At 72.5% G+C, this 21021-nt stretch carries 22 protein-coding genes and 1 tRNA gene; 15 read left to right on the forward strand and 8 right to left on the reverse strand.

Going from position 1 to position 21021, the window contains the following annotated elements; all coding sequences use genetic code 11:
• The first annotated feature begins 84 nt into the window (after positions 1–84).
• Positions 85–381 (forward strand): type II toxin-antitoxin system VapB family antitoxin, encoded by a 297-nt coding sequence (locus ACIRQ9_RS00865; protein ID WP_003955420.1) that lies wholly within the window; start codon positions 85–87, stop codon positions 379–381.
• Positions 382–519: 138 nt separating this feature from the next.
• Complete coding sequence (locus tag ACIRQ9_RS00870) at positions 520–1173, forward strand: LytR C-terminal domain-containing protein (RefSeq protein WP_404165736.1); 654 nt, start codon at positions 520–522, stop codon at positions 1171–1173.
• A gap of 624 nt (positions 1174–1797) precedes the next feature.
• On the opposite strand, the gene upp is transcribed toward ACIRQ9_RS00870, so the two are convergent.
• A complete protein-coding gene (gene upp / locus ACIRQ9_RS00875; protein WP_404165738.1) occupies positions 1798–2433 on the reverse strand; it encodes a uracil phosphoribosyltransferase in 636 nt (211 codons plus the stop codon).
• 134 nt (positions 2434–2567) lie between these two features.
• Here upp and ACIRQ9_RS00880 point away from each other — a divergent pair, with 134 nt between their 5' ends.
• The 8 genes from ACIRQ9_RS00880 to ACIRQ9_RS00915 all read left to right on the forward strand — a co-directional run bounded on the left by ACIRQ9_RS00880 (position 2568) and on the right by ACIRQ9_RS00915 (position 7756).
• Positions 2568–2756 (forward strand): hypothetical protein, encoded by a 189-nt coding sequence (locus tag ACIRQ9_RS00880; protein WP_351316209.1) that lies wholly within the window; start codon positions 2568–2570, stop codon positions 2754–2756.
• Between the two features lie 361 nt (positions 2757–3117).
• On the forward strand, positions 3118–3651 hold the full coding sequence (locus ACIRQ9_RS00885; protein WP_404165740.1) for a hypothetical protein: 534 nt from the start codon (positions 3118–3120) through the stop codon (positions 3649–3651).
• A 56-nt stretch (positions 3652–3707) separates the two neighbouring features.
• Complete coding sequence (gene tadA / locus ACIRQ9_RS00890) at positions 3708–4139, forward strand: tRNA adenosine(34) deaminase TadA (RefSeq protein WP_404165742.1); 432 nt, start codon at positions 3708–3710, stop codon at positions 4137–4139.
• Positions 4140–4272: 133 nt separating this feature from the next.
• Positions 4273–4357, forward strand: a tRNA-Ser gene (locus tag ACIRQ9_RS00895).
• A gap of 218 nt (positions 4358–4575) precedes the next feature.
• On the forward strand, positions 4576–4752 hold the full coding sequence (locus tag ACIRQ9_RS00900) for a hypothetical protein (protein WP_351316217.1): 177 nt from the start codon (positions 4576–4578) through the stop codon (positions 4750–4752).
• Between the two features lie 23 nt (positions 4753–4775).
• Positions 4776–5069: a Dabb family protein gene (locus ACIRQ9_RS00905; RefSeq protein ID WP_404165744.1), complete on the forward strand. Its 294-nt coding sequence runs from the start codon at positions 4776–4778 to the stop codon at positions 5067–5069.
• Positions 5070–5274: 205 nt separating this feature from the next.
• Positions 5275–6144, forward strand: coding sequence for an RNA polymerase sigma factor SigF (locus tag ACIRQ9_RS00910; RefSeq protein WP_351317819.1), 870 nt, complete (start codon positions 5275–5277; stop codon positions 6142–6144).
• Between the two features lie 697 nt (positions 6145–6841).
• Entirely contained in the window at positions 6842–7756 is a 915-nt protein-coding gene (locus ACIRQ9_RS00915; protein WP_404165746.1) for an RNA polymerase sigma factor SigF, read from the forward strand.
• A gap of 159 nt (positions 7757–7915) precedes the next feature.
• Here ACIRQ9_RS00915 and ACIRQ9_RS00920 read toward each other — a convergent pair whose 3' ends face one another.
• Positions 7916–8101, reverse strand: a complete 186-nt coding sequence (locus ACIRQ9_RS00920; protein ID WP_404165748.1) for a hypothetical protein — start codon at positions 8099–8101, stop codon at positions 7916–7918.
• A gap of 196 nt (positions 8102–8297) precedes the next feature.
• Here ACIRQ9_RS00920 and ACIRQ9_RS00925 point away from each other — a divergent pair, with 196 nt between their 5' ends.
• Positions 8298–8540 carry a hypothetical protein gene (locus ACIRQ9_RS00925; RefSeq protein WP_404165750.1) on the forward strand — a complete coding sequence of 81 codons (243 nt, stop codon included), beginning with the start codon at positions 8298–8300 and terminating at the stop codon, positions 8538–8540.
• A 117-nt stretch (positions 8541–8657) separates the two neighbouring features.
• Here the strand turns inward: ACIRQ9_RS00925 and ACIRQ9_RS00930 are convergent, their stop codons facing one another.
• Positions 8658–8861, reverse strand: coding sequence for a hypothetical protein (locus ACIRQ9_RS00930; RefSeq protein ID WP_404165751.1), 204 nt, complete (start codon positions 8859–8861; stop codon positions 8658–8660).
• A 194-nt stretch (positions 8862–9055) separates the two neighbouring features.
• Here ACIRQ9_RS00930 and ACIRQ9_RS00935 point away from each other — a divergent pair, with 194 nt between their 5' ends.
• The 4 genes from ACIRQ9_RS00935 to ACIRQ9_RS00950 all read left to right on the forward strand — a co-directional run bounded on the left by ACIRQ9_RS00935 (position 9056) and on the right by ACIRQ9_RS00950 (position 13658).
• Positions 9056–9622 (forward strand): MarR family winged helix-turn-helix transcriptional regulator, encoded by a 567-nt coding sequence (locus ACIRQ9_RS00935; protein WP_404165753.1) that lies wholly within the window; start codon positions 9056–9058, stop codon positions 9620–9622.
• A gap of 20 nt (positions 9623–9642) precedes the next feature.
• Entirely contained in the window at positions 9643–12192 is a 2550-nt protein-coding gene (locus tag ACIRQ9_RS00940) for an MFS transporter (protein WP_404165755.1), read from the forward strand.
• Positions 12193–12303: 111 nt separating this feature from the next.
• On the forward strand, positions 12304–13125 hold the full coding sequence (locus tag ACIRQ9_RS00945) for a YceI family protein (RefSeq protein WP_404165757.1): 822 nt from the start codon (positions 12304–12306) through the stop codon (positions 13123–13125).
• Positions 13126–13184: 59 nt separating this feature from the next.
• Positions 13185–13658 carry a PPOX class F420-dependent oxidoreductase gene (locus ACIRQ9_RS00950; protein ID WP_404165759.1) on the forward strand — a complete coding sequence of 158 codons (474 nt, stop codon included), beginning with the start codon at positions 13185–13187 and terminating at the stop codon, positions 13656–13658.
• A 22-nt stretch (positions 13659–13680) separates the two neighbouring features.
• Here the strand turns inward: ACIRQ9_RS00950 and ACIRQ9_RS00955 are convergent, their stop codons facing one another.
• The 5 genes from ACIRQ9_RS00955 to ACIRQ9_RS00975 all read right to left on the reverse strand — a co-directional run bounded on the left by ACIRQ9_RS00955 (position 13681) and on the right by ACIRQ9_RS00975 (position 20847).
• Positions 13681–14415, reverse strand: coding sequence for a TetR/AcrR family transcriptional regulator (locus ACIRQ9_RS00955; RefSeq protein ID WP_404166383.1), 735 nt, complete (start codon positions 14413–14415; stop codon positions 13681–13683).
• A 334-nt stretch (positions 14416–14749) separates the two neighbouring features.
• Positions 14750–16978: a glycosyltransferase family 39 protein gene (locus tag ACIRQ9_RS00960; RefSeq protein WP_404165761.1), complete on the reverse strand. Its 2229-nt coding sequence runs from the start codon at positions 16976–16978 to the stop codon at positions 14750–14752.
• A complete protein-coding gene (locus tag ACIRQ9_RS00965) occupies positions 16975–18465 on the reverse strand; it encodes a glycosyltransferase (protein ID WP_404165763.1) in 1491 nt (496 codons plus the stop codon). Before ACIRQ9_RS00965 ends, ACIRQ9_RS00960 begins: the two co-directional genes overlap by 4 nt.
• A 13-nt stretch (positions 18466–18478) precedes the next feature.
• The gene (locus ACIRQ9_RS00970; RefSeq protein WP_404165765.1) at positions 18479–20110 is read right to left on the reverse strand and encodes an ATP-binding protein; all 1632 of its coding nucleotides are present in this window, start codon (positions 20108–20110) and stop codon (positions 18479–18481) included.
• Complete coding sequence (locus ACIRQ9_RS00975; RefSeq protein WP_404165767.1) at positions 20107–20847, reverse strand: response regulator transcription factor; 741 nt, start codon at positions 20845–20847, stop codon at positions 20107–20109. The genes ACIRQ9_RS00970 and ACIRQ9_RS00975 overlap by 4 nt, the downstream gene beginning before the upstream one ends.
• Between the last annotated feature and the right edge of the window lie 174 nt (positions 20848–21021).

A 21021-nucleotide genomic window follows, 5' to 3' on the forward strand; every position in this document is an offset into this window, starting at 1 on the left:
TGTCGACCTTTACGACGTCTTTTCCAGCGTCGCACTCGGTCGCCTTGGCTGCGCCCGGAACGTCAGGACCGGTAGGCTTTCCGTGTGATCTTCAAGCGCATCGGAAACGGCCGGCCGTACCCCGACCACGGCCGGGAGAGCACCCGGCAGTGGGCGGACGTCGCACCGCGCCCGGTCCGCCTCGATCAGCTCGTGACGACCAAGGGGCAGCTCGACCTGGAGACCCTCCTCGCCGAGGACTCGACGTTCTACGGCGACCTCTTCGCGCACGTCGTGAAGTGGCAGGGCGACCTGTACCTGGAGGACGGGCTGCACCGCGCGGTCCGCGCCGCCCTCCAGCAGCGCCAGGTGCTGCACGCGCGCGTGCTCGAACTGGGCTGACCGGGGCCGTCCGGCCGCTCCGGTCGACACCCTTTCGTCATCCGCCGGTTGACGCCGGTTGCCCCTTTCGGGTTGGACCGCACGACGTCGGATGATCATCTATTAGTCAACGCTCCCCCGGCGCACTACGCTGCGCTCATGAGCATGCTGACTCCCCCCGGCATGGGCGGCCAGTACCGGATCACAGGGGACAAATACCCTCGCATGCGCCCGCGCCGGCGGCGTGCCCGGCTCGTCCTCTCCGCGATCGCCTCCCTCACCGCGCTCGGCCTCGTCGGCTGGGGCACGCTGCAGCTCATCGACGTCTTCACGGGCGGCGGCAAAGAGGCTGCGGCGGCCGGAACCACGGCGTGCGTGAAGCAGGCCGCGGCCAGTGCGAAGCCCGCGGCGGGCACCTCCTCGGCGGTGCTGCCGAAGCCGGCCCAGATCACGGTGAACGTCTTCAACGCCACGACCCGTACGGGGCTGGCGAAGGACACCGCGGACGAACTCAAGAAGCGCGGCTTCAAGATCGGCGACGTCGGCAACGCGCCGGCGAAGTTCGACGCCAAGGTCAAGGGCACGGCCGTCCTGCTCGGACCGGCCACGGCCCTGCACACCTCGCTGCCGGTGCTGGCCACCCAGGTGACGGCCTCGGACCAGCGCACGGAGACGGGCCGCAAGGGCGCCGCCGTGGACCTGATCATCGGCGACGCGTTCAAGACCCTCGCCCCGCAGGCGGCCGCCGCGAAGGCCCTCACGGCCCTCTCCCACCCCGAGCCACCGGCGAACACCACCGAGAAACACTGCTGACGCCCCGGGCCCCCGAGCCGTGCCGACGTGCGGCGCCGCCGGATGGGCGGCCGGCCGTGACGGACGGCCGTGACGAACGGCCGGGTGCCCCGAGCCAGGAGCGGAGGGCGGCCCCTGTGCGCGGCTCCGCCGTAAGCGTGGGGCCGGTCGTGACGGCCCGCTGGCGGTCTCGGCCGCGAGTACACCGGCACACCCGGGCGCGGCTCCGCCGGATGGGCGGGGCCGGTCGCAGCTGACTGCCGAAGCCCTGGCCGACGGCACGGGTCCGCTGCACTCGTGGGCGGTCGGTCTCGTGGACGGTCGGTCGTCGCCGATCGGACGGGGACCGGGTCGGATGCGCCGACCGCGTCCGTGCGCGGGGCGGCGGTCGACTCTGGCCGGATGTGATCCGAGGCCGCCGCGCGGGACCACAACCGTGCGCGGGCCGGCAGCCGACTGCGGTCGGGTGTGATCCGAGGTCGCCGCGCGGGACCACCAACCGTGCGCGGGCCGACGGTCGACCGCGGTCGGGTGTGATCCGAGGCCGCCGCGCGGGACCGCCTCCGTGCGCGGGGGCGCCGCGGCGGTGCGGGCCGGTCGTCGGCCTGCCCGCTTTCCGCGGCGCTCCCGCGGGCGCGGAGGGTGCTACTCGGCCGCGCCGTACAGGCGGTCGCCCGCGTCGCCCAGGCCCGGGACGATGTAGCCCTGTTCGTTGAGGTGGTCGTCGACGGCCGCCGTGACGACCGTGACCGGCGTCCCCGCCAGCTCCCGCTCCATGACCTCGACGCCCTCCGGCGCGGCCAGCAGGACCACCGCCGTCACGTCGTCCGCACCCCGCTTGATGAGCTCGCGGATCGCCGCGACCAGCGTGCCGCCCGTGGCCAGCATCGGGTCCAGGACGTACACCTGGCGTCCGGAGAGGTCCTCCGGCATCCGCGAGGCGTACGTGGACGCCTGGAGCGTCTCCTCGTTGCGGATCATGCCCAGGAAGCCCACCTCGGCGGTCGGCAGCAGCCGGACCATGCCGTCCAGCATCCCGAGTCCGGCCCGCAGGATCGGCACCACCAGCGGGCGGGGACGGGCGAGCTTGACGCCGGTCGTGCGCGAGACCGGGGTCTGCACGTCGACGGCCTCGGTCCGCACGTCACGCGTCGCCTCGTAGGCGAGCAGCGTGACCAGTTCGTCGGCGAGCCGCCGGAACGTCGCGGAGTCGGTGCGCTGGTCGCGCAGGGTGGTGAGCTTGTGGGCGACCAGAGGGTGGTCGACGACGTGGAGACGCATGTCCACAACAGTAACCGCGTCCGCGAACACCTCGCGCGGACCCACCCGGCCTCTCGTTGGCATCAATCCCCCCGTCCGGGGGAACGTGGGAGTGACCGGACTGGGGTGGTGTGACCGTGTCTGATCTTCCTGAAGTGCCAGGATCCGCCGACCGCGGGTACGGCGCGCCCGAGGGCGAGACGGAGGCCGAGCGCCGGCGCCGCCGCGCCCGCTTCCTGCGCGACCTCGCCGAGGCCAGGGCGCTGCGCGACCGCGTCCAGCCGCGCCGCGTCAAGACGGCCCGGCTGCGACACGCCATGCGCATGCGGACGTTCCGCTGGTAGCCGTCGGCGGCACCGCGGGAACGGCGGGAGGCGTACGGCCGATCGCCCGGCAAAGATCCACTGCTTGGGCGGCGTTGCGGTCCGTCATGGGGAAGGCCGTGCGTGGACCGCGGGGAAAACCCGCGTACGATCCGCAGGTGGCGGCAACGAGTGCGCTGGTGATTCCGTACGCGAGCGGCTGACGGTCTCTTTGCACACGTGCGATCAGAACTGCCAGACACAGGGAGCCGAAGACGTCCCCTGAACGCCTTGTTTCTGCCACGATTCCGAGTGGGTGGGCTCGGAGCCCAGCTCTCCCCGCCCAGAACCTCCGCCGGGGGGACCCCCAACCGGCACGCCTAGGACCAGTGGGAGAGTCACGGTGTACTTCGCCGCACTGCTCGCGCGCACCGAAGACGGGTGGGAAGCGAGCGACACAGAGCTCGACGATGTGGAGACCCTGTCGGACCTGGCAGACCTGGCCAGGGAATCGGCGCCCGACGCCGACGACACGGTGCTCGTCTTCATCGAGCAGGAAGACGCGTGGTTCGGCGTCGTACGCGTGGACGGCGAGGAGGACCCCCGGGTCTTCGTCTCCAACGCGGCCGCTGCCGCCCGCAGCTCGTACGGCGAGCTCCTGCTCACGGACGAACTGCTCGGAAGGGAGCCCAAGGACGAGGAGGTCGACCTGGACGCCCTCGATCTCGACGGCACCGAGGACGGCGAGCCGGAGGCCGAGGACGACGAGGACACCGACACCGACACCTCCGCCGTGCCGTCCGGCCCGGTGGGCGACACCGCGATCCTCGACGACCTGGGCGTGAGCGCGAAGGAGCTGCTCTCGCTCAGCGACGACGCGCTCAGCGAGATCGCCGAGGTGCTGGGCGCCGCCGAGGTCCTGGAGACCGTCCGCTGACCTCCCACGAGGCCGCCGGGTCCCCGGACCCGGTACGCGACCGCTGGCGGGCCGCCATGCGACTCGCCCTGGACGAGGCCGGACAGGCCGTCCGGGGCGGGGACGTCCCCGTCGGCGCCGTCGTGCTGTCCCCGGACGGCACGACGGTGCTCGCGACCGGTCACAACGAACGCGAGGCCACTGGCGACCCCACCGCGCACGCCGAGGTCCTCGCGCTGCGCCGGGCCGCCGCGGCGCGCGGGGAGTGGCGGCTGACCGGCTGCACCCTCGTGGTGACGCTGGAGCCCTGCACCATGTGCGCGGGCGCCCTGGTCCAGTCGCGGGTGGACCGGGTCGTCTACGGCGCGCGCGACGAGAAGGCCGGGGCCGCCGGTTCGCTCTGGGACGTCGTGCGCGACCGGCGCCTGAACCACCGCCCGGAGGTCGTCGAGGGCGTCCTGGCCGGGGAGTCCGCCGGCCTGCTCACGGAGTTCTTCCGGAACCGCTGAGGACCGGCCAAGGACCGTGCGGGGATCGGCCGAGGTACGGCCGAGGACCGTGCGAGGACCGGTGCGCACGGCGTTCCCGGGCTCCCGAAAGGTGATTTCAGAGCACGCCCCTCCGTGCTGTAAGGTCTCTCTCGGTAGCGTGTCCGAGCGGCCGAAGGAGCTCGCCTCGAAAGCGAGTGTGGCGCAAGTCACCGAGGGTTCAAATCCCTCCGCTACCGCCGTGAAAGGGCCCCGTCGAACGACGGGGCCCTTTGCGCGTCCACGGTCGCGGACAGCCCCGTCACGCGCCCCCGTTCACGCCCCCCGGCCCGGCAACGGGCCTCGACCAGCGGGCCGTTGGCCCTCAAGGGGGGCGCGAAGGTTACACTCGCGGCCGGCAGCAGGGTCCACAGGCTACGCAGACACGCCGGCAGAGGCAGGCACAGGGGAGGCCGCGGTGGCGGTGAATGCCAAGAAGATCGCCACGTACGTGCTCGTGGTCTTCGCGCTCTACGTGATCATCACAGACCCGGCCAAGGCGGCCGATTACGTCCAGATAGGATTTGAGGGCATTTCGGATGCCGCCAAAGCCGTCGGAACGTTCATGACCTGGCTCGTCGACGGAGCCAAATAGCGCACCACCCCCTGGGAGCACCCATGATCCGCCACCTGGTCCTCTTCAAACTCAACGAGGGCGTGGAGCGCGACGATCCGCGGGCCGTCGCGGGCGCCGCCGCCTTCCGGGCGCTCGGCGGCCTGATCGAGGAACTGCGCTTCTGGGAGTGCGGCTGGAACATCACCGACCGCCCCATCGCCCACGACTTCGCCATCAACTCGGCCGTCGAGGACGCGGAGGCGCTCCAGCGCTACATCGAGCACCCGGCCCACCAGGAGGCCGCCGCGCAGTGGCGGGAGTTCGCCACGTGGGTGATCGCCGACTACGAGTTCTGAGCCGCGGCACGCCCCGCCGCGAGCGTCCGGTGCCCTCTGGCGACAGGCCCTCCGCCCGGAACGGCGGGGGGCCTTTTCGCGTCTTATGCCCCAACTTGCCAACTTTCACTCTCAACACGGGGTTATGCGGTGCTTGCGCACAGTGCACATGTCTTGTGATGCTATGACCGCTTTTGACGGATGATTGATCGATGAAGAGGTGGCGTTGACCGTGTCGGCCAGTTCTGCGCCGCCCCAGGAAGAGGCGCCAGCCCCCGCTCCCCCCACGCCCCAGCCGCCCGCCCAGGCGCCCGCACCGCCCCCGGAGAAACGGCGGGGGGCCGACACGCGGGCACTGACCCAGGTGCTCTTCGGGCAGCTGAAGGACCTCAAGCCGGGCACACCGGACCACGGCCGGGTGCGCGCGGCGCTCATCGAGGCGAACCTCCCGCTCGTGCGCTACGCGGCCGCCCGCTTCCGCTCCCGCAACGAGCCGATGGAGGACGTCGTCCAGGTCGGCACCATCGGCCTGATCAACGCCATCGACCGCTTCGACCCGGAGCGGGGCGTGCAGTTCCCGACCTTCGCGATGCCGACCGTCGTCGGCGAGATCAAGCGCTACTTCCGGGACAACGTCCGCACCGTGCACGTCCCGCGCCGGCTGCACGAGCTGTGGGTCCAGGTCAACAGCGCGACCGAGGACCTCACCACCGCCTTCGGCCGCTCCCCGTCCACCGCCGAGATCGCCGAGCGGCTGCGGATCAGCGAGGAGGAGGTGCTGTCCTGCATCGAGGCCGGCCGGTCGTACCACGCGACCTCCCTGGAGGCCGCCCAGGAGGGCGACGGGCTGCCGGGCCTGCTGGACCGCATCGGCTACGAGGACCCCGCCCTGGACGGCGTGGAACACCGCGACCTGGTCCGCCACCTGCTGGTCCAGCTCCCCGAGCGCGAGCAGCGGATCCTCCTGCTGCGCTACTACAGCAACCTCACGCAGTCGCAGATCAGCGCGGAGCTGGGCGTCTCCCAGATGCACGTCTCCCGGCTCCTGGCCCGCAGCTTCCAGCGCCTGCGCTCGGCGAACCGCATCGAGGCCTGACCCCCCGCGACCCGCCCCACCCGCCTCCCGACCAGGAACCCGCCCCGGCTCCCGGCTCCGAGGGCCCGCCCCGGCCCCACGCCAGGCCCAACGCCCCACCCCGGCCCCCCGCCAGGCCTGACGCCCCACCCCGCCCGGCACCCGACCTGAGGTCCCGTCCCGGCCCCGGTGCAGGCCCGACGGCCCCACCCCACCCAGCGCCCGCCCGAGGGCCCGTCCCGGCCCGACGCTGCGGCCCGGCGCCCACTCCGGCGCCCCGCCCGGAAACGCGGCTCAGCCGCCGCCCCTCGTCCGGCCGGAGCCCCCGGCCGGAGGCCGCACGCGCCGTCGCACACGCCGTCGTACGGGCCGCCGTACGCACCGGCGCAGCGCCCGCGGCGGGGCCCGTTATCGCGTCGAGACACGCTTCCGGCGACTTCGTGCGGCCATAACCGCAAGCAGGATCGAGCCATCACCGTCGCGAGCGAATCGCTCACCAGCACAGTTCCCGACAGTTCGGGGTCGAAAAAGCGTCAGACCCCTTGCATCCAGGGCGGATTCGGTTTTTGGATGTCGACATGTCACTACAGCGTGTTGCCGACATGTGACATTCTGCGGGAAGCGCGTTTGCCGGAGCCCCGGCTCCGGTATTCAGGTGAAGGCGCCGTTCCTCGTGAGGGGCGTCGCCGCGACCGTCCCGCGACCCAAAGGGGGTGGCATGTCCGCAGAACAGGGCAGCTCGAAGGTGCTTACGCCCACGAAGAGCGAGGCAGCGCCCAAGGAGCTTGACGCCATCGACGTGCTCGACAGCATCGACGGCGCCCCGGCGCTGGAGACCCCGCCGACCCCGGAAGTCCCGGGCACCACGGAGGGCCTCGACACCCGCACCCTGTCCCGCTCCCTGTTCCTGCGCCTCGCCGGACTCGGCGAGGACAGTCCCGAGCGTGCCTACGTCCGGGACACCCTGATCGAGCTGAACCTCCCGCTCGTGCGCTACGCGGCGGCCCGCTTCCGCAGCCGCAACGAGCCGATGGAGGACATCGTCCAGGTCGGAACCATCGGCCTGATCAAGGCGATCGACCGCTTCGACTGCGAACGGGGCGTGGAGTTCCCGACGTTCGCGATGCCGACGGTCGTCGGCGAGATCAAGCGGTTCTTCCGGGACACCTCCTGGTCGGTGCGCGTCCCGCGCCGCCTCCAGGAGCTGCGGCTGGCCCTCACCAAGGCCAGCGACGAGCTCTCCCAGAAGCTGGACCGCTCCCCGACGGTCACCGAACTGGCCGCGGTGCTGGGCGTGTCCGAGGAGGACGTGGTCGACGGCCTGGCCGTGGGCAACGCCTACACCGCCTCCTCGCTCGACTCCCCGGCCCCCGAGGACGACGGCGGCGAGGGCTCGCTGGCCGACCGCCTCGGCTACGAGGACACGGCCCTCGAGGGCGTCGAGTACCGCGAGTCGCTGAAGCCGCTGCTGGCCAAGCTGCCGCCCCGCGAACGCCGGATCATCATGCTCCGCTTCTTCGCGAACATGACCCAGTCCCAGATCGGCGACGAGGTCGGCATCTCCCAGATGCACGTCTCCCGGCTGCTGACCCGCACCCTGGCCCAGCTCCGCGAGGGCCTGATCGCGGACTGAGCGGTTCCGACGGGTTCCTTACTGACGGAGCGTCAGCCACACTGGCGCGATGCTTCTCCACAGGACACCGCGCGGTCGCCGCGGCGCCGTCACGGCGGCGTCGGCGGCCGCACTCTGCCTGGCCTCCGCACTCACGGCGTGCGGAGGCGGTGGTGGCGGCTACACGGCGGTGGGGGCGGTGGGCACCGGTCCGGGGACACCCGGGTCGCCCTCGGGCCCCACGGGATCGGTGACGCTGGTCCCGCTGGACGGCTCACCGTCCGGGACGCCGCACGGGTCGGCCGGAACGGACGAAGGACCGGCCGCCACCACGGCCGCACCCACCGGCACCGCGGTCTCGGCCACGCGTCCGCGGGCCGACTCCCCGGAGCACGGCGGCACGCGGCCCCGGCGGTCGGGTCCGCCGGCACCGCACTCACCGGCACCGGACCCGTCACGGCCGGCACCCGCCTCGTCGGCTCCCCCGCCCCCCGCCGCTCCCGCGGATCTCGCCTGGAGCCCTCCCGCCCGTGAGCCCACCGACCGGCGGTGGTGCGAGAAGGTGACCGTCGAGTTCCGCAACTCGGGCGGCACGGCGGTCCGTTCGGGGACGATCACGCTCGGCACGCACATCATCGGCGCGCTCGGCGTCGACTGGGCGACGATCACGTCGACGCGGCCGCTGCCGGTCCCGGTCGCGCCCGGCTCCCGCAGGAGCGGGACCTGGACGGTCTGCGTGGACGACTGGCGGGTGCCGCTGGGCATGCACGTGGAGACCCGGATCGTGACGGTCGCCTGGAGCTGAGCCGTCGCGTCCGCGCGGGCACGACGAAAGCCCGGGGCGCCGGACACCCCGGGTTCCACGTCGCGCCGCCGCCGTGCCCCTCGTACTGCGCCGAGGGACCGGACGGACGGCGGGTGACTACTTGAGCGCCAGCCAGGCGACCGCCGCGACCACGACCACCGCGGCGACGATGCCGAGGATCAGGCCGATGCGGGGGCCGCCGGAGGCGGAGGGGGAAGCCGTCTGCTGAGAGGTCTGCGGGGCCTCGTCGACGAACGCACGGAACATCTGGGTGCTGCCGGCGGGGTCGTAGTTGCCCTGGGGGCCCTGGGTGTTAGCCATGCCCCGAGACATTAGCGAATCCGGTGGTCCGGCCCAAGTGGGGGGCCACCAGGAAACACAAGCCGCCCCACCTGGCTGTTTACGATCGCAATACATGCCTTTGCCAAGTTTTGGCCTCCAGCGCCGCCCATATATTTGCCTGTGGCAACCAAGCAGTTCTATGGTTGCCCCAAGCAACGAATACGGGAGGTGTGATGGCGGAGCAGGCGCAGTTCGAGGAGCTGGCGCGTCAGCTCAGCGCCGTCGGAGCGGTGAAGCGGGACCTCGCGCGGATCCTTCCGCACGAATGCCCGGCCGGTTCCGCGGCCGTGCTGACGCTGCTCGGCCGCTACGGATCCATGCGCATGAGCAAGCTGGCCGAGCTGCTCGCGGTGGACATGTCCGTGACCAGCAGGCACGTGGCGCACGTCGCCGAGCGCGGCTGGATCGAGCGGTCTCCCGACCCGGCGGACAAGCGGTCCCGCATCCTGCGCCTCACCCCCGCGGGCGAGGCGACGCTGGCGGACCTGTCCCGGCGCAGCACCGAACTGCTCACCGAACGGCTGAACGACTGGAGCGACGAGGAGGTCGACCAGCTGATCCGGCTGATGACCCGGCTCCGGGACAGCTTCGGCGACTGCAGGACCGCCCCGCCGCGGCCGGCCGCGGCGGCCTCCTCCGGACCGGTCCCCGCCGCCCCGGCGACCGCGACCGCGGTCTCCTCCGCCGCCCGCGCCCCCACCACCCCCGTACTCGCACCGACCACCCGTACACCCGCGTAACACGTAAGAAAAGGAAGCCCATGGCAACGACCACACCAGCCGGTGTGCGGGCCCATGCAAAGCACGGGGGAGGCTCCGTGGAGCAGGCTGCCCCGATGTCCCACCGGCAGATCATGGAAGCGATATCCGGGCTGCTGCTCGGCATGTTCGTGGCGATCCTGTCCTCCACGATCGTCACCAACGCGCTGCCGCACATCATCACCGACCTGGGCGGCGGCCAGTCCGCCTACACCTGGGTCGTCACCGCCTCGCTGCTGGCGATGACCGCGACCACTCCGCTGTGGGGCAAGCTCGCCGACCTGTACGACAAGAAGGCGCTCGTCCAGATCGCCCTGGTCATCTACGTCCTGGGTTCCGCGGCGGCCGGTCTGTCGCAGAACTCCGGCATGCTGATCGCCTGCCGTGTCGTCCAGGGCGTCGGCGTCGGCGGTCTGTCGGCGCTCGCCCAGATCGTCATGGCCGCGATGATCTCGCCGCGTGAGCGCGGCCGTTACTCCGGCTACCTCGGTGCCACCTTCGCCGTCGCCACCGTCGGCGGCCCGCTGCTCGGCGGCGTCATCACCGACACCTCGTGGCTGGGCTGGCGCTGGTGCTTCTACGTCGGTGTCCCCTTCGCCGTCGTCGCGCTGATCGTGCTGCAGAAGACCCTGCACCTGCCGGTGCTGAAGCGGGACGTCAAGGTCGACTGGGCCGGCGCGTTCTTCGTCGCCGCCGCCGTCTCGCTGCTCCTGGTCTGGGTCACCTTCGCCGGTGACAAGTACGACTGGATCTCGTGGCAGACGTACGCCATGATCGGCGGCTCGATCGTCCTCGGGCTGATCTTCCTCCTGGTCGAGTCGAAGGCCAAGGAGCCGATCATCCCGCTGCGGCTGTTCCGCAACCGCACCATCACGCTCGCCTCGGCGGCCTCGCTGTTCGTCGGTGTCGCGATGTTCACCGGCACCGTCTTCTTCAGCCAGTACTTCCAGCTGGCCCGGGACAAGTCGCCGACGATGTCCGGTGTGCTGACCATCCCGATGATCGGCGGCCTGTTCATCTCCTCCACCGTCTCCGGGCAGTTCATCACCCGGACCGGCCGCTGGAAGGCCTGGCTGGTCAGCGGTGGCGTGCTCGTGACGGCCGGCCTCGGCCTGCTCGGGACCATCCGGTACGACACGGCGTACTGGAAGATGGCTATCTTCATGGCGCTGCTGGGCCTCGGCATCGGCATGATGATGCAGAACCTGGTGCTCTGCACGCAGAACCAGGTCGAGCCCTCCGACCTCGGGTCGGCCAGCTCCACGGTCACCTTCTTCCGTTCCCTCGGCGGTGCGGTCGGCGTCTCCGCGCTCGGCGCGGTGATGGCCCACCGGATCACCCACTACGTGACCGACGGCGCCGCCGCCCTGCCGCACAAGTACCAGGTCGCCCTGGCCGGCTCCAGCTCCTCCAGCGACAGCCTCCCGGACCTGGGCAAGCTGCCGGTCCCGCTGCGCACCCTCTTCCAGAGCGCCTACGGCCACGGCATCGCCGACGTCTTCCTGATCGCCGGCTGCCTCGCGGCCCTCGCGTTCCTGATCAGCCTGTTCATCAAGGAGGTCCCGTTGCGGACCAAGGGCGCGCTCGCCCAGGCCGCGGCCGACGCCGAGGAGCAGGGCATCGAGGCCGCTCCGGCCGCCGCCGTCACCGCCGCCGTCCCGGCTCCCGCCGAGGAGACGGTCCCCAGCTGGGCCGCCCCGGCCGCCGCCGGCCCGGACACCGCCGCCGAGACCGCCGGGCAGTTCACCGCCGTGGCGACCATCGCGGCCCCCGAGCAGTCGGCGGGCTCCGGCTCCACCCCGGTGCACGGCTTCGTGCGCGGCGCCGAGAGCGCCCCGGTCGCCCAGGCCGCGGTCACCCTCATCTCGCTGTCGGGGCGCCAGCTCGGCCGCTCGGTCGCGGGCTTCGACGGCTCGTACCGCCTGGACGCCCCCGGCGCCGGCTCGTACGTGCTGATCGCCTCCGCCGACGGCTACCAGCCGCAGGCGTCCACCGTCCTGGTGGGCGCGGAACCGCTGCCGTACGACATCCTGCTCAGCGGCACCAGCGGGCTGAGCGGTGTGGTCCGCGGCGCGGGCAGCGCGCTGCCGGTCAAGGACGCGATGGTGATCGTCACCGACGTGCGCGGCGACCTGCTGGCCACCGCGGCCACCGGGGAACAGGGCCAGTTCGTCTTCGGCGACCTGGTACCGGGCGTGGTGACGGTAGCGGTGAACGCCGCCGGGTACCGCCCGCGCGCCCTGCCGGTCGAGATCGGCACCACCGGTGTCACCCGGATCGAGGTCGACCTGGACGCCGGCGCCCAGCTCCAGGGTGTCGTGCGGGCCCCGCACGGTCCGCTGGCCGACGCCCGCGTCACCCTCGTGGACGCGGCCGGCAACGTGGTGGGCACCTCCACCACCGGCCTCGACGGCGCGTACGCCTTCGCCGACCTGGACGGCGGCGACTACACCGTGATCGCGACGGGCTACCCGCCGATCGCCACCGCCCTGAACGTCACCGGCGCCGGTGTCGACGGGCACGACATCGAACTCTCCCACCCCGGCGAGTAGTTCACCCCGGCCCGGGGCAGCGATGGTTCATCGGCTGCCCCGGGCCGTCACACTCTGCGCAATTTATATGGCTATTGACGCCTCTAAATCGGTTTTCAGGGAGAATTCGGGATGGGACTCACCGCCAGGATCCGCACCCGGGACGGCTGGGCCGTGTCGCACGCGGTCGTCACGGTGACCGACATGACCGGCACGCAGGTGCTGCGTGCCGAGGCGGACGAAGAGGGCACGGTACGGGACCCGAACCCGCTCGCGCCCGGGCCGTACACCGTCATCGTGACCGCCGTGGGCTACGCGCCCGCCGCCTCCAGCGCCATCGTCACCGCCAGCGGCCGGGCCGAGGTCGGCAAGGTGACGCTGGCCCGGCAGGGCGGCACCGAACTGCCGCCGCCGGGCCCGTGGACCGTCGACCCGGCGCACTCCACCGTCGCCGCGGTCGCCCAGCACCTCGGCATCTCCAGCGTCCGCGGCCGCTTCACGGACTTCACCGCGGGCATCGAGATCGCGCCCGACGACGTCACCAAGTCCCGCGTCCAGGCCGTCATCCGGGCCGCGTCCATCGACACCGGCAACGGCACGCGCGACACGCACCTGCGCTCGGCCGACTTCCTGGACGTCGAGCGGTACCCCGAGCTGACGTACACCTCGACGGGCCTCACCGTGGCCGGCTCCGACCGCTGGACGGTCCACGGCGAACTGGCCATGCGCGGTGTCGTACGCCCCGTCGACCTGCACCTCGCCTACCTCGGCACCGGCGCCGACCCCTGGGGCGGCACCCGGGCCGCGTTCCGCGCCACGGCCGAGCTGCACCGCGAGGACTTCGCGATGAACTACAACCAGGTCGTCCAGGCGGGCATCGCGGCCATCGGCACCACCCTCAAGGTCGAGCTGGAGATCCAGGCGGTCCAGGGCGAGTCCCTGCCCCAGGCATAGGACCGGCAGGGACAGGCAGCGGCCGGGCGGGGCCGGGCCGGTCGGCCTAGGCTGACGGCATGGCACCGAACATCGCGACGAACACCGCCGTCTCCCTCGACGAACTGCTGGACTTCGTACGGCCCCGCCACCGCGCGATCCTGCTCACCCGCCGTGCCGACGGCGGCCCCCAGGGGTCGCCGCTGACCTGCGGGGTCGACGACTCCGGGCGGATCGTGGCCTCCACGTACCCCGAGCGGGCCAAGACCCGCAACGCCAGGCGGGACGAGCGGGTGAGCCTGATCGTCCTGAGCGACGACTGGAACGGGCCGTGGGTCCAGATCGACGGCACCGCCGAGGTCATCGACTCGCCGGAGTCGGTGGAGCCGCTGGTGGAGTACTACCGGAACATCGCGGGCGAGCACCCGGACTGGGACGAGTACCGGGCGGCGATGCTGAAGCAGGGCAAGTCCATCATCCGGGTGACGCCGGAGCGGTGGGGTCCGGTGGCCACGGGCGGCTTCCCGGCACGGCTGGCCGCGTCCGAGGCCTGAGGCTTCCAGGGCGTGTCGCGTCCTAGGTCGGGCGGCTCACCTTGGTCTCGATGCCTGCGATCAGCAGGTCAAGGGCGAAGGTGAAGTCCCGGTCGAGCATCTCGGCGACCGTGTCGCCGCCCCTGGCGGCCATCAGGTCCGCCGACTCCTCGATGATGGCGGCCGTCGCCGGGGACTCGGTCACCGCGGTCATCGCGGTGCTGAAGTACTCGTCGGGGGTCATCCCGGCCGTCGTCACCCGCTCCGCGAAGTGGCCCTCGATCGTGCCGAACCCGTAGACGAACTGGAAGACGGCCGAGATCGCGCCGGTCACCCCGTGCGCGGGCAGGCCGGCGCGGCGGACGACCTGCTGGATCGCCCGGGAGAACGCGAGCGAGTGGGGGCCGATGTTGAGGTAGCGGCCGGCCAGCGGGGAGAGCCAGGGGTGGCGGACCAGCAGCGACCGGTACTCCGTGGCCAGCGCCCGCAGGTGCACCCGCCAGTCGTCGTCGGCCCCTTCCGGCAGGCGCAGTTCGCCGAAGGCCGCGTCGAGGGCGAGTTCCAGCAGGTCGTCCTTGGTGTCGACGTACCAGTAGACGGACATGGCGGTCACGTTCAGCTCGGCCGCCAGCCGCCGCATGGAGAACTTGTCGAGCCCGTCGGAGTCCAGGAGCCGGACGGTGGCGGAGGTGATCCTGGCCCGGTCGAGGCCGGACGGCTGACTGCTGCGACCGCCCTTGCGGGCCTTCTCCCCCAGCCACACACTGGCCCGCGCCATCACGACCCCCTCCTGGACGATCACTTCTCACGATGCTACGGCCGCGACGTCCCTCCGGGAGTCGGGGCCGTGTCCGGTCGCGGCTCCGTCACGGGGCCGCGGACGGCCGACCACGACCCGCACCCGCAAATCCACGCATACCCCCGCTCCGTCATGCGGCACTCCTCTCCGCCCGCCGGAGAAGTCCCGCCGCCACGAGCACCGCGACGGAGGTGAGGCCGCACGGCATCAGCACCATGCCCAGGGCTGTCGCCGCCGGTGTGCCCAGCCGCGCCGCCCACCTGGCCGACGCACCCGTGAAGTTGTCTCGAGGGGCGCGGGCGGGTGCGGCCCGTCAGCTGCCGCCGGTCTTCCGCGTCAGGTCGTAGAAGGTGGACGAACCGGCCGTCACCTTCGGGAAGTTCTTCTCGACCCATGCGGTGATCTGCGCGGCCGTCCCGCTGCCGCTGCCGCCCATGCCGCCGCCGGTGCCCGAGGAGACGAAGTAGTGGATCCTGCCGTCCGCCACGTACTCCTTGAACTGCGCGAGCGTCGGGGACGGGTCGGTGCCGTTGAAGCCGCCGATCGCCATCACCGCGTCGCCGGTGGCCAGTTGGTAACTCGCCGCGTTCTGGGCGCCGATGGCCGCCGCGGCCCAGGTGTACTCGGAGGCGTCCTCCCGCAGCAGCTTCTTGGCCTCGGAGCCGACGGTCGCGCCGTTCAGCAGCCCGCCGACGCCACCGCCGCCGGCCATGCCGCCGGCCTCGCCCGTACGGCCACCGGGGAAACCGTTGCCGTTCCGCGCACCGCCGGTGCCGGTGCCGTTCTGCCCCTGGCCCTGGCCCTGGCCGCCCGGCATGCCGCCGCCGGGGAAGCCGCCGGTGCCGCCGCCCGGGAAACCGTTCCGGCCCTGCTGGTTCTGCCCGCCCTGCCGGTTCTGCTGGTTTCCGCCGAAGCCGCCGAACCCGCCGCCGGGACCGCCGCCACCGCCGAAGCCCGTCATGCTCGCGCCCGCCGGGCCCGCCGTCGGGATCGAGCCGGTGTGCGCGGAGTTCACCGTGCTGAGGGTGTACGCCGTCGGTCCCGCCAGCGCGGCCACCAGGCCGGCCGCCGCCGCCGCGAGAGCGAGCCGGCGGCCGGTCCGGCCCGCGAGGACCAGGCCGAGCGCGGCGGCCAGACCGCCCACCAGGACCAGCCACTTCAGCCAGGGCAGGTAGTCGGAGGTGCGGTCGAGGAGCACGTAACCCCAGACCGCGGCCGCGACCACGGCGGCCGCGAGGGTGATCGACGCCCACGGCTCGCCGCGCCTCTCCCACAGCAGCCCGGCGCCCATGCCGATCACGGCGGCGAGGTAGGGGGCCAGGGCGACCGTGTAGTACGGGTGGAAGATGCCGGCCATGTAGCTGAAGACCACCATGGTGATCACCAGCGAGCCGCCCCAGACCAGGAACGAGGCCCGGGTCACCGAGGTCCGCCTCAGCCCGCGCGTCGCCACCAGACCCGCCACCAGCAGGATCAGCGCGGCCGGGAGCAGCCAGGAGATCTGGCCGCCGATCTCGGAGTCGAACATCCGGTCCCAGCCGGTCTCGCCCCACTGGCCGGACCCGGTGCCGCCGCCACCGCCGCCGACGCTGCCGGTCTCGTCGCCGCTGATCCGGCCGAGGCCGTTGTAGCCGAAGGTCAGCTCCAGGAAGCTGTTGTTCTGCGACCCGCCGATGTAGGGGCGGGAGGAGGCCGGCCACAGCTCGACGACCGCCACCCACCAGCCCGCCGACACGATCAGCGCGCCGGCCGCCAGGGCCAGCTGGCCGATCCGCCGCCGCCACCGGTGCGGGCCGACGGCCGCGTACACGAGGGCCAGCGGCGGCAGGACCAGGAAGGCCTGAAGGGTCTTGGCGAGGAAGGCGAAGCCGATCGCCACGCCCGCCCACACCAGCCACCGCGTCCGGCCGTCCTCGACGGCGCGGACGACGAAGTGGCAGGCCAGCGCCATCAACAGCGCGAGCATCGCGTCCGGGTTGTCGAACCGGAACATCAGCGCGGCGACCGGGGTGAGCGCCAGCACCGCGCCCGCGACCAGACCGGCCGCGGGACCGGACCGGCGGCGCACGGAGGCGTACACGACCGCGACCGTGGCGACGCCCATGAGGACCTCGGGGCCGAGGATCGTCCAGGAGTTCAGGCCGAAGAGGCGGGCCGCGATCTCCATCGGCCACAGGAACGCCGAGGGCTTGTCGACGGTGATCGCGTTGCCCGCGTCCAGCGAGCCGAAGAACATCGCCTTCCAGCTCCTGGTGCCGGCCTGGACGGCGGCCGAGTAGAAGGAGTTGGAGTAGCCGTTCGCGCTCAGGTCGTGGAAGTAGAGGACCGCGGTGGCGAGCAGCAGGCCGAGGAGGGCCGGGCGTGCCCAGCGCGGGTCCTCCGGGCGGCCGTGCCACAGTCGCCGGGCCAGGGGCCGCCGGGGCTCGGCCGGGGCCGGCCGCGGTACCGGTGGGGCCGGGACGTCGGGTGCCCGCCGTGCTGCCGGCGGAGCCTCGGACTCGGGTGCCCGAGGGGCCTGGCGGTCGGTGTGGGTGCCGCTCATCGGGGTTCCCCCGGATCGGTGTCATGGGGGCGCACCGGCTGCGGCCGCAGGGTGGCGTCCCTCCAGGTGCCGTCCGCGGCCTCACCGGCGCGCAGTCGGGTGGTCGTGGCGGTGCCCTGGGCGCACGGCTGGTGGGCCGGGCGCCGCGGGAACACGCCCTGCGGCGGGTGTCCGCCGGGAGCCGTGGCGTACGTGGGCGACGACGGCCCCTGCGCGGCCACCGCCGTGGGGAACGCCGCCCGGCCGCCGTCCCGGTCCGGGAAGACCCAGGCGCGGAAGAGCAGGAACCGCAGGACGGTCGCGGCGAGGTTGGCGGCGACCAGCACCGCCAGTTCGGTGGAGTGCGCGGGGTCGCCGCTCGCCGCGTTCAGGGCGGCGAGCGAACCGCTGGTGAGCGCCAGGCCGATGCCGAGGACCGCCAGGCCCTGCGCCTGGTGCCGGACCGCACCGCTCCGGCCGCGCACCCCGAAGGTCAGCCGCCGGTTGGCAGCCGTGTTGGCGACGGCCGACACCAGCAGCGCGAGCGCGTTGGCGACCTGCGAGCCGGAGAACTGCCGGAAGAGGCTGTAGAGCAGGAGGTAGCAGAGGGTCGACAGGGCGCCGACCACGCAGAAGCCGACGAGCTGGCGGGCCAGGCCCTTCGGCACGTCCTGGATGTCCCGGTCGCGCGGGTCGTCGCCGAAGGGGCGGGCGATCCGGTCCAGCGGAAGCGACCCGCCGGCCAGCGCCTTGCCGACCCGCCACACGCCCCTGAGGTCGTCCGCGGCCGTCCGCACGATGTGCACGGTCGAGTCCGGGTCGTCGACCCAGTCGACCGGCACCTCGTGGATGCGCAGGCCCGCGCGCTCGGCGATGACCAGCATCTCGGTGTCGAAGAACCAGCCGGTGTCCTCGACCATCGGCAGCAGCACCTGGGCGACGTCGCGCCGGATCGCCTTGAAGCCGCACTGCGCGTCCGAGAAGCGGGCCTGCAGCGAGCCGCGCAGGATCAGGTTGTACGAGCGGCTGATGAACTCCCGTTTGGCGCCGCGCACCACGCGCGACGAGCGGGCCAGCCGGGAACCGATCGCCAGGTCGGAGTGGCCGGAGATGAGCGGCGCCACCAGCGGCAGCAGCGCGTTCAGGTCGGTGGACAGGTCCACGTCCATGTAGGCGAGGATCGGGGCGTCCGAGGCCGACCAGACGGTCCGCAGCGCACGGCCGCGGCCCTTCTGCTCCAGCCGGAACGACCTGACCTCGGCGATCTCCGCCGCCAGCCGCCGCGCCACCTGGGGGGTGGTGTCCGTGGACGCGTTGTCCGCGACGGTGATGCGGAACGCGTACGGGAACGTGCGCTTGAGATGATCATGCAGTCTGACGACGCAGGGGCCGAGGTCCTTCTCCTCGTTGTAGACAGGGATCACTACGTCTAGGACAGGCGTACCGGCATCCGTGGCCGGGAGGTGCTCCCGCGCCGGCAGGGTGCCGGGAGAAGAGTCGGTTCGCATGGAACGACTCTGTTCAGGTGCCCTGTTGCACCCCTGTGGTGGCACTGTGGTGGGCCTGTGAGTACGGTGACCGGCCGGCTTCGGGGTCCGGCCGCGGGGCCGCCGGGGCGAGCGCGGGCAGGTAGAGGGTGAACACCGTGCGGCCGGGAACGCTGTCCACGGTGACGGCACCCCCGTGCGCGGACGCGACGGCCTGCACGATGGCGAGCCCGAGCCCGGTGGACCCGGTGGCCCGCGAGCGTGCGGAGTCACCGCGCGCGAACCGCTCGAAGACGTGCGGCAGCAGCTCGGGCGGTATGCCCTGTCCGTCGTCCTCGACGTCCACGCACAGCCACGGGCCGCGCCGCTGGACGCGGGCGGTGACGGTGGTCCCGGGCGGGGTGTGCTTGCGGGCGTTGCCGAGCAGGTTGACCAGCACCTGCTGGACGCGGGCCGCGTCGGCGGCCACCAGGGCGGGCTCGTCGGGCAGGTCCAGGCGCCAGTTGTGGTCCACACCGGCCGCGCGGGAGTCGCTGACGGTGTCGACGACGAGCGGGATGAGGTCGGTGTGCTCGAACTGGAGCGGGCGGCCCGCGTCGAGGCGGGCGAGCAGCAGCAGGTCCTCGACGAGCAGCGTCATCCGGCCGGCCTCGGACTCGATGCGGCCGAGGGCGTGCCGGGTGTCGGGCCCGACCTCCTCCCGTCCGCGCCGGGTCAGTTCGGCGTACCCGCGGATGGAGGCGAGCGGGGTGCGCAGCTCGTGGCTGGCGTCGGCGACGAACTGCCGTACCCGCATCTCGCTCTGCTGGCGGGCGTGCAGGGCGCCGTGCACGTGGTCGAGCATGCGGTTGAGCGCGGCGCCGACCCGGCCGACCTCGGTGTGCGGGTCGCACTCCGACTCCGCGACCCGCTCGCTGAGGTTGACCTCGCCGGTGTGCAGGGGGAGTTCGGAGACGCGGGTGGCGGTGCTGGCGACCCGGCGCAGCGGGCGGGTGGCCACGCCGACCATGACGGTGCCGGCGAGCGAGGCGGCGATCAGGCCGGAGAGGGCGAGGCTGATCTCGACGATGATCAGGGTGTTGATCGTGCCGTCGACGTCGGAGGTCGGGATGCCGACGTAGAAGGTGCCGTCGTTGCCGGTGACGTACTGGACCTGGTAGCTGCCGAGGCCCGGGAGGTCGACCGTGTGCGCCCGCTGGTCCCGGGCGACGGAGCCGAGGACACCGCGCTGGGCCTCGGTGAGGTTCTCGGGGGTCAGCTGGGTGAAGCCGGCGGAGTTGTTCTCCTTGGTGCCGACCTTGCCGCTGGTGATCGACCCCTTCTCCACCTCGGCGGCGACGGTCTTCTGCGGCTGCGGCCCCTGGGTCACGAAACGGCCGAGATCCTTCGTCCGCTGCGGCGCGAGGGTGCCGGCCTTGCCGCCCGGCGGGTCGCCCCGGCCGCCGAAGCCGCCCACGGGCCCGCCGGCCACGCGCAGCGCGACCTCGCGGAGGTTGCTGTTCAGCTGCCCGTACAGGTGGTCGCGCAGCACGAGGGTGGTGACGGTCCCGATCACCGCGCAGACCACGGCGATCAGGGTCACGGACACGACGACGAGCCGGGTCCGCAGGGTGCGCGGCTGACCTGCGCGTCGCTGCTGCGCCCGCGGCCGTCGTCGCCCGCTCACGACGCGGCGGGCTTGATCAGATAACCGGCCCCCCGCCGGGTGTGGATCATCGGTTCGCGGCCGGCGTCGATCTTCCTGCGCAGGTAGGAGATGTAGAGCTCGACCACGTTGGCCTGGCCGCCGAAGTCGTAGGACCACACGCGGTCCAGGATCTGGGCCTTGCTGAGCACGCGCCGCGGGTTGCGCATCAGGAAGCGCAGCAGCTCGAACTCGGTGGCCGTGAGGTGGATCGAGTCACCGCCTCGTGAGACCTCGTGACTGTCCTCGTCCAGGGCGAGGTCGCCGACGACGAGCACCGAGTCCGACCGCCGGTCGGCCGCGCCGGAGCGGCGGATCAGCCCGCGCAGCCGCGCCACGACCTCTTCGAGGCTGAAGGGCTTGGTGACGTAGTCGTCGCCGCCCGCGGTCAGACCGGCGATGCGGTCCTCCACGGCGTCCTTCGCGGTGAGGAACAGCACCGGTACGTCAGGCAGTTCGCGCCGCAGACGGCCGAGGACGGCGAGGCCGTCCATGTCGGGCAGCATCATGTCGAGGACCACGGCGTCCGGCCGGAACTCCCGCGCGGTCTGAAGGGCACCCGTGCCGTCGCCCGCGCTCCGGATCTGCCAGCCCTCGTACCGCAGGGCCATGGACAGGAGTTCGGTGATCGACAGCTCGTCGTCCACCACAAGCACGCGGACGGGGCTCCCGTCCGGCCTCAGCAGTTCGGTGCGCCCCTGGGGCGAGGTCGTGGTCATGGTGGACACCCTCTCGGGGCCCTCTGAGAACACGCTTTCAGGAATCTGTGTTTTCCCTGAGAAACACACAGGTACCTCTCAGGGAACGCCTGGGTGTCCGCCCGTCCGCACACGGCTCCGCGCCGGTGCCCGGCCCCGGGCCGTGCGGATCATGTGCGTCCGGTGTGCGTCCGG

Source organism: Streptomyces sp. NPDC101237 (assembly GCF_044767465.1).
Classification (GTDB): Bacteria; Actinomycetota; Actinomycetes; order Streptomycetales; family Streptomycetaceae; genus Streptomyces; species Streptomyces gramineus.

Coding starts and splice junctions, on each gene's coding strand:
- ACIRQ9_RS00870 (WP_404165736.1), top strand. CDS start 520: ATGAGCATGCTGACTCCCCCCGGCATGGGCGGCCAGTACCGGATCACA.
- upp (WP_404165738.1), bottom strand. CDS start 2,433: ATGCGTCTCCACGTCGTCGACCACCCTCTGGTCGCCCACAAGCTCACC.
- tadA (WP_404165742.1), top strand. CDS start 3,708: ATGCGACTCGCCCTGGACGAGGCCGGACAGGCCGTCCGGGGCGGGGAC.
- ACIRQ9_RS00905 (WP_404165744.1), top strand. CDS start 4,776: ATGATCCGCCACCTGGTCCTCTTCAAACTCAACGAGGGCGTGGAGCGC.
- ACIRQ9_RS00915 (WP_404165746.1), top strand. CDS start 6,842: ATGTCCGCAGAACAGGGCAGCTCGAAGGTGCTTACGCCCACGAAGAGC.
- ACIRQ9_RS00930 (WP_404165751.1), bottom strand. CDS start 8,861: ATGGCTAACACCCAGGGCCCCCAGGGCAACTACGACCCCGCCGGCAGC.
- ACIRQ9_RS00935 (WP_404165753.1), top strand. CDS start 9,056: ATGGCGGAGCAGGCGCAGTTCGAGGAGCTGGCGCGTCAGCTCAGCGCC.
- ACIRQ9_RS00940 (WP_404165755.1), top strand. CDS start 9,643: ATGGCAACGACCACACCAGCCGGTGTGCGGGCCCATGCAAAGCACGGG.
- ACIRQ9_RS00945 (WP_404165757.1), top strand. CDS start 12,304: ATGGGACTCACCGCCAGGATCCGCACCCGGGACGGCTGGGCCGTGTCG.
- ACIRQ9_RS00950 (WP_404165759.1), top strand. CDS start 13,185: ATGGCACCGAACATCGCGACGAACACCGCCGTCTCCCTCGACGAACTG.
- ACIRQ9_RS00955 (WP_404166383.1), bottom strand. CDS start 14,415: ATGGCGCGGGCCAGTGTGTGGCTGGGGGAGAAGGCCCGCAAGGGCGGT.
- ACIRQ9_RS00960 (WP_404165761.1), bottom strand. CDS start 16,978: ATGAGCGGCACCCACACCGACCGCCAGGCCCCTCGGGCACCCGAGTCC.
- ACIRQ9_RS00965 (WP_404165763.1), bottom strand. CDS start 18,465: ATGCGAACCGACTCTTCTCCCGGCACCCTGCCGGCGCGGGAGCACCTC.
- ACIRQ9_RS00975 (WP_404165767.1), bottom strand. CDS start 20,847: ATGACCACGACCTCGCCCCAGGGGCGCACCGAACTGCTGAGGCCGGAC.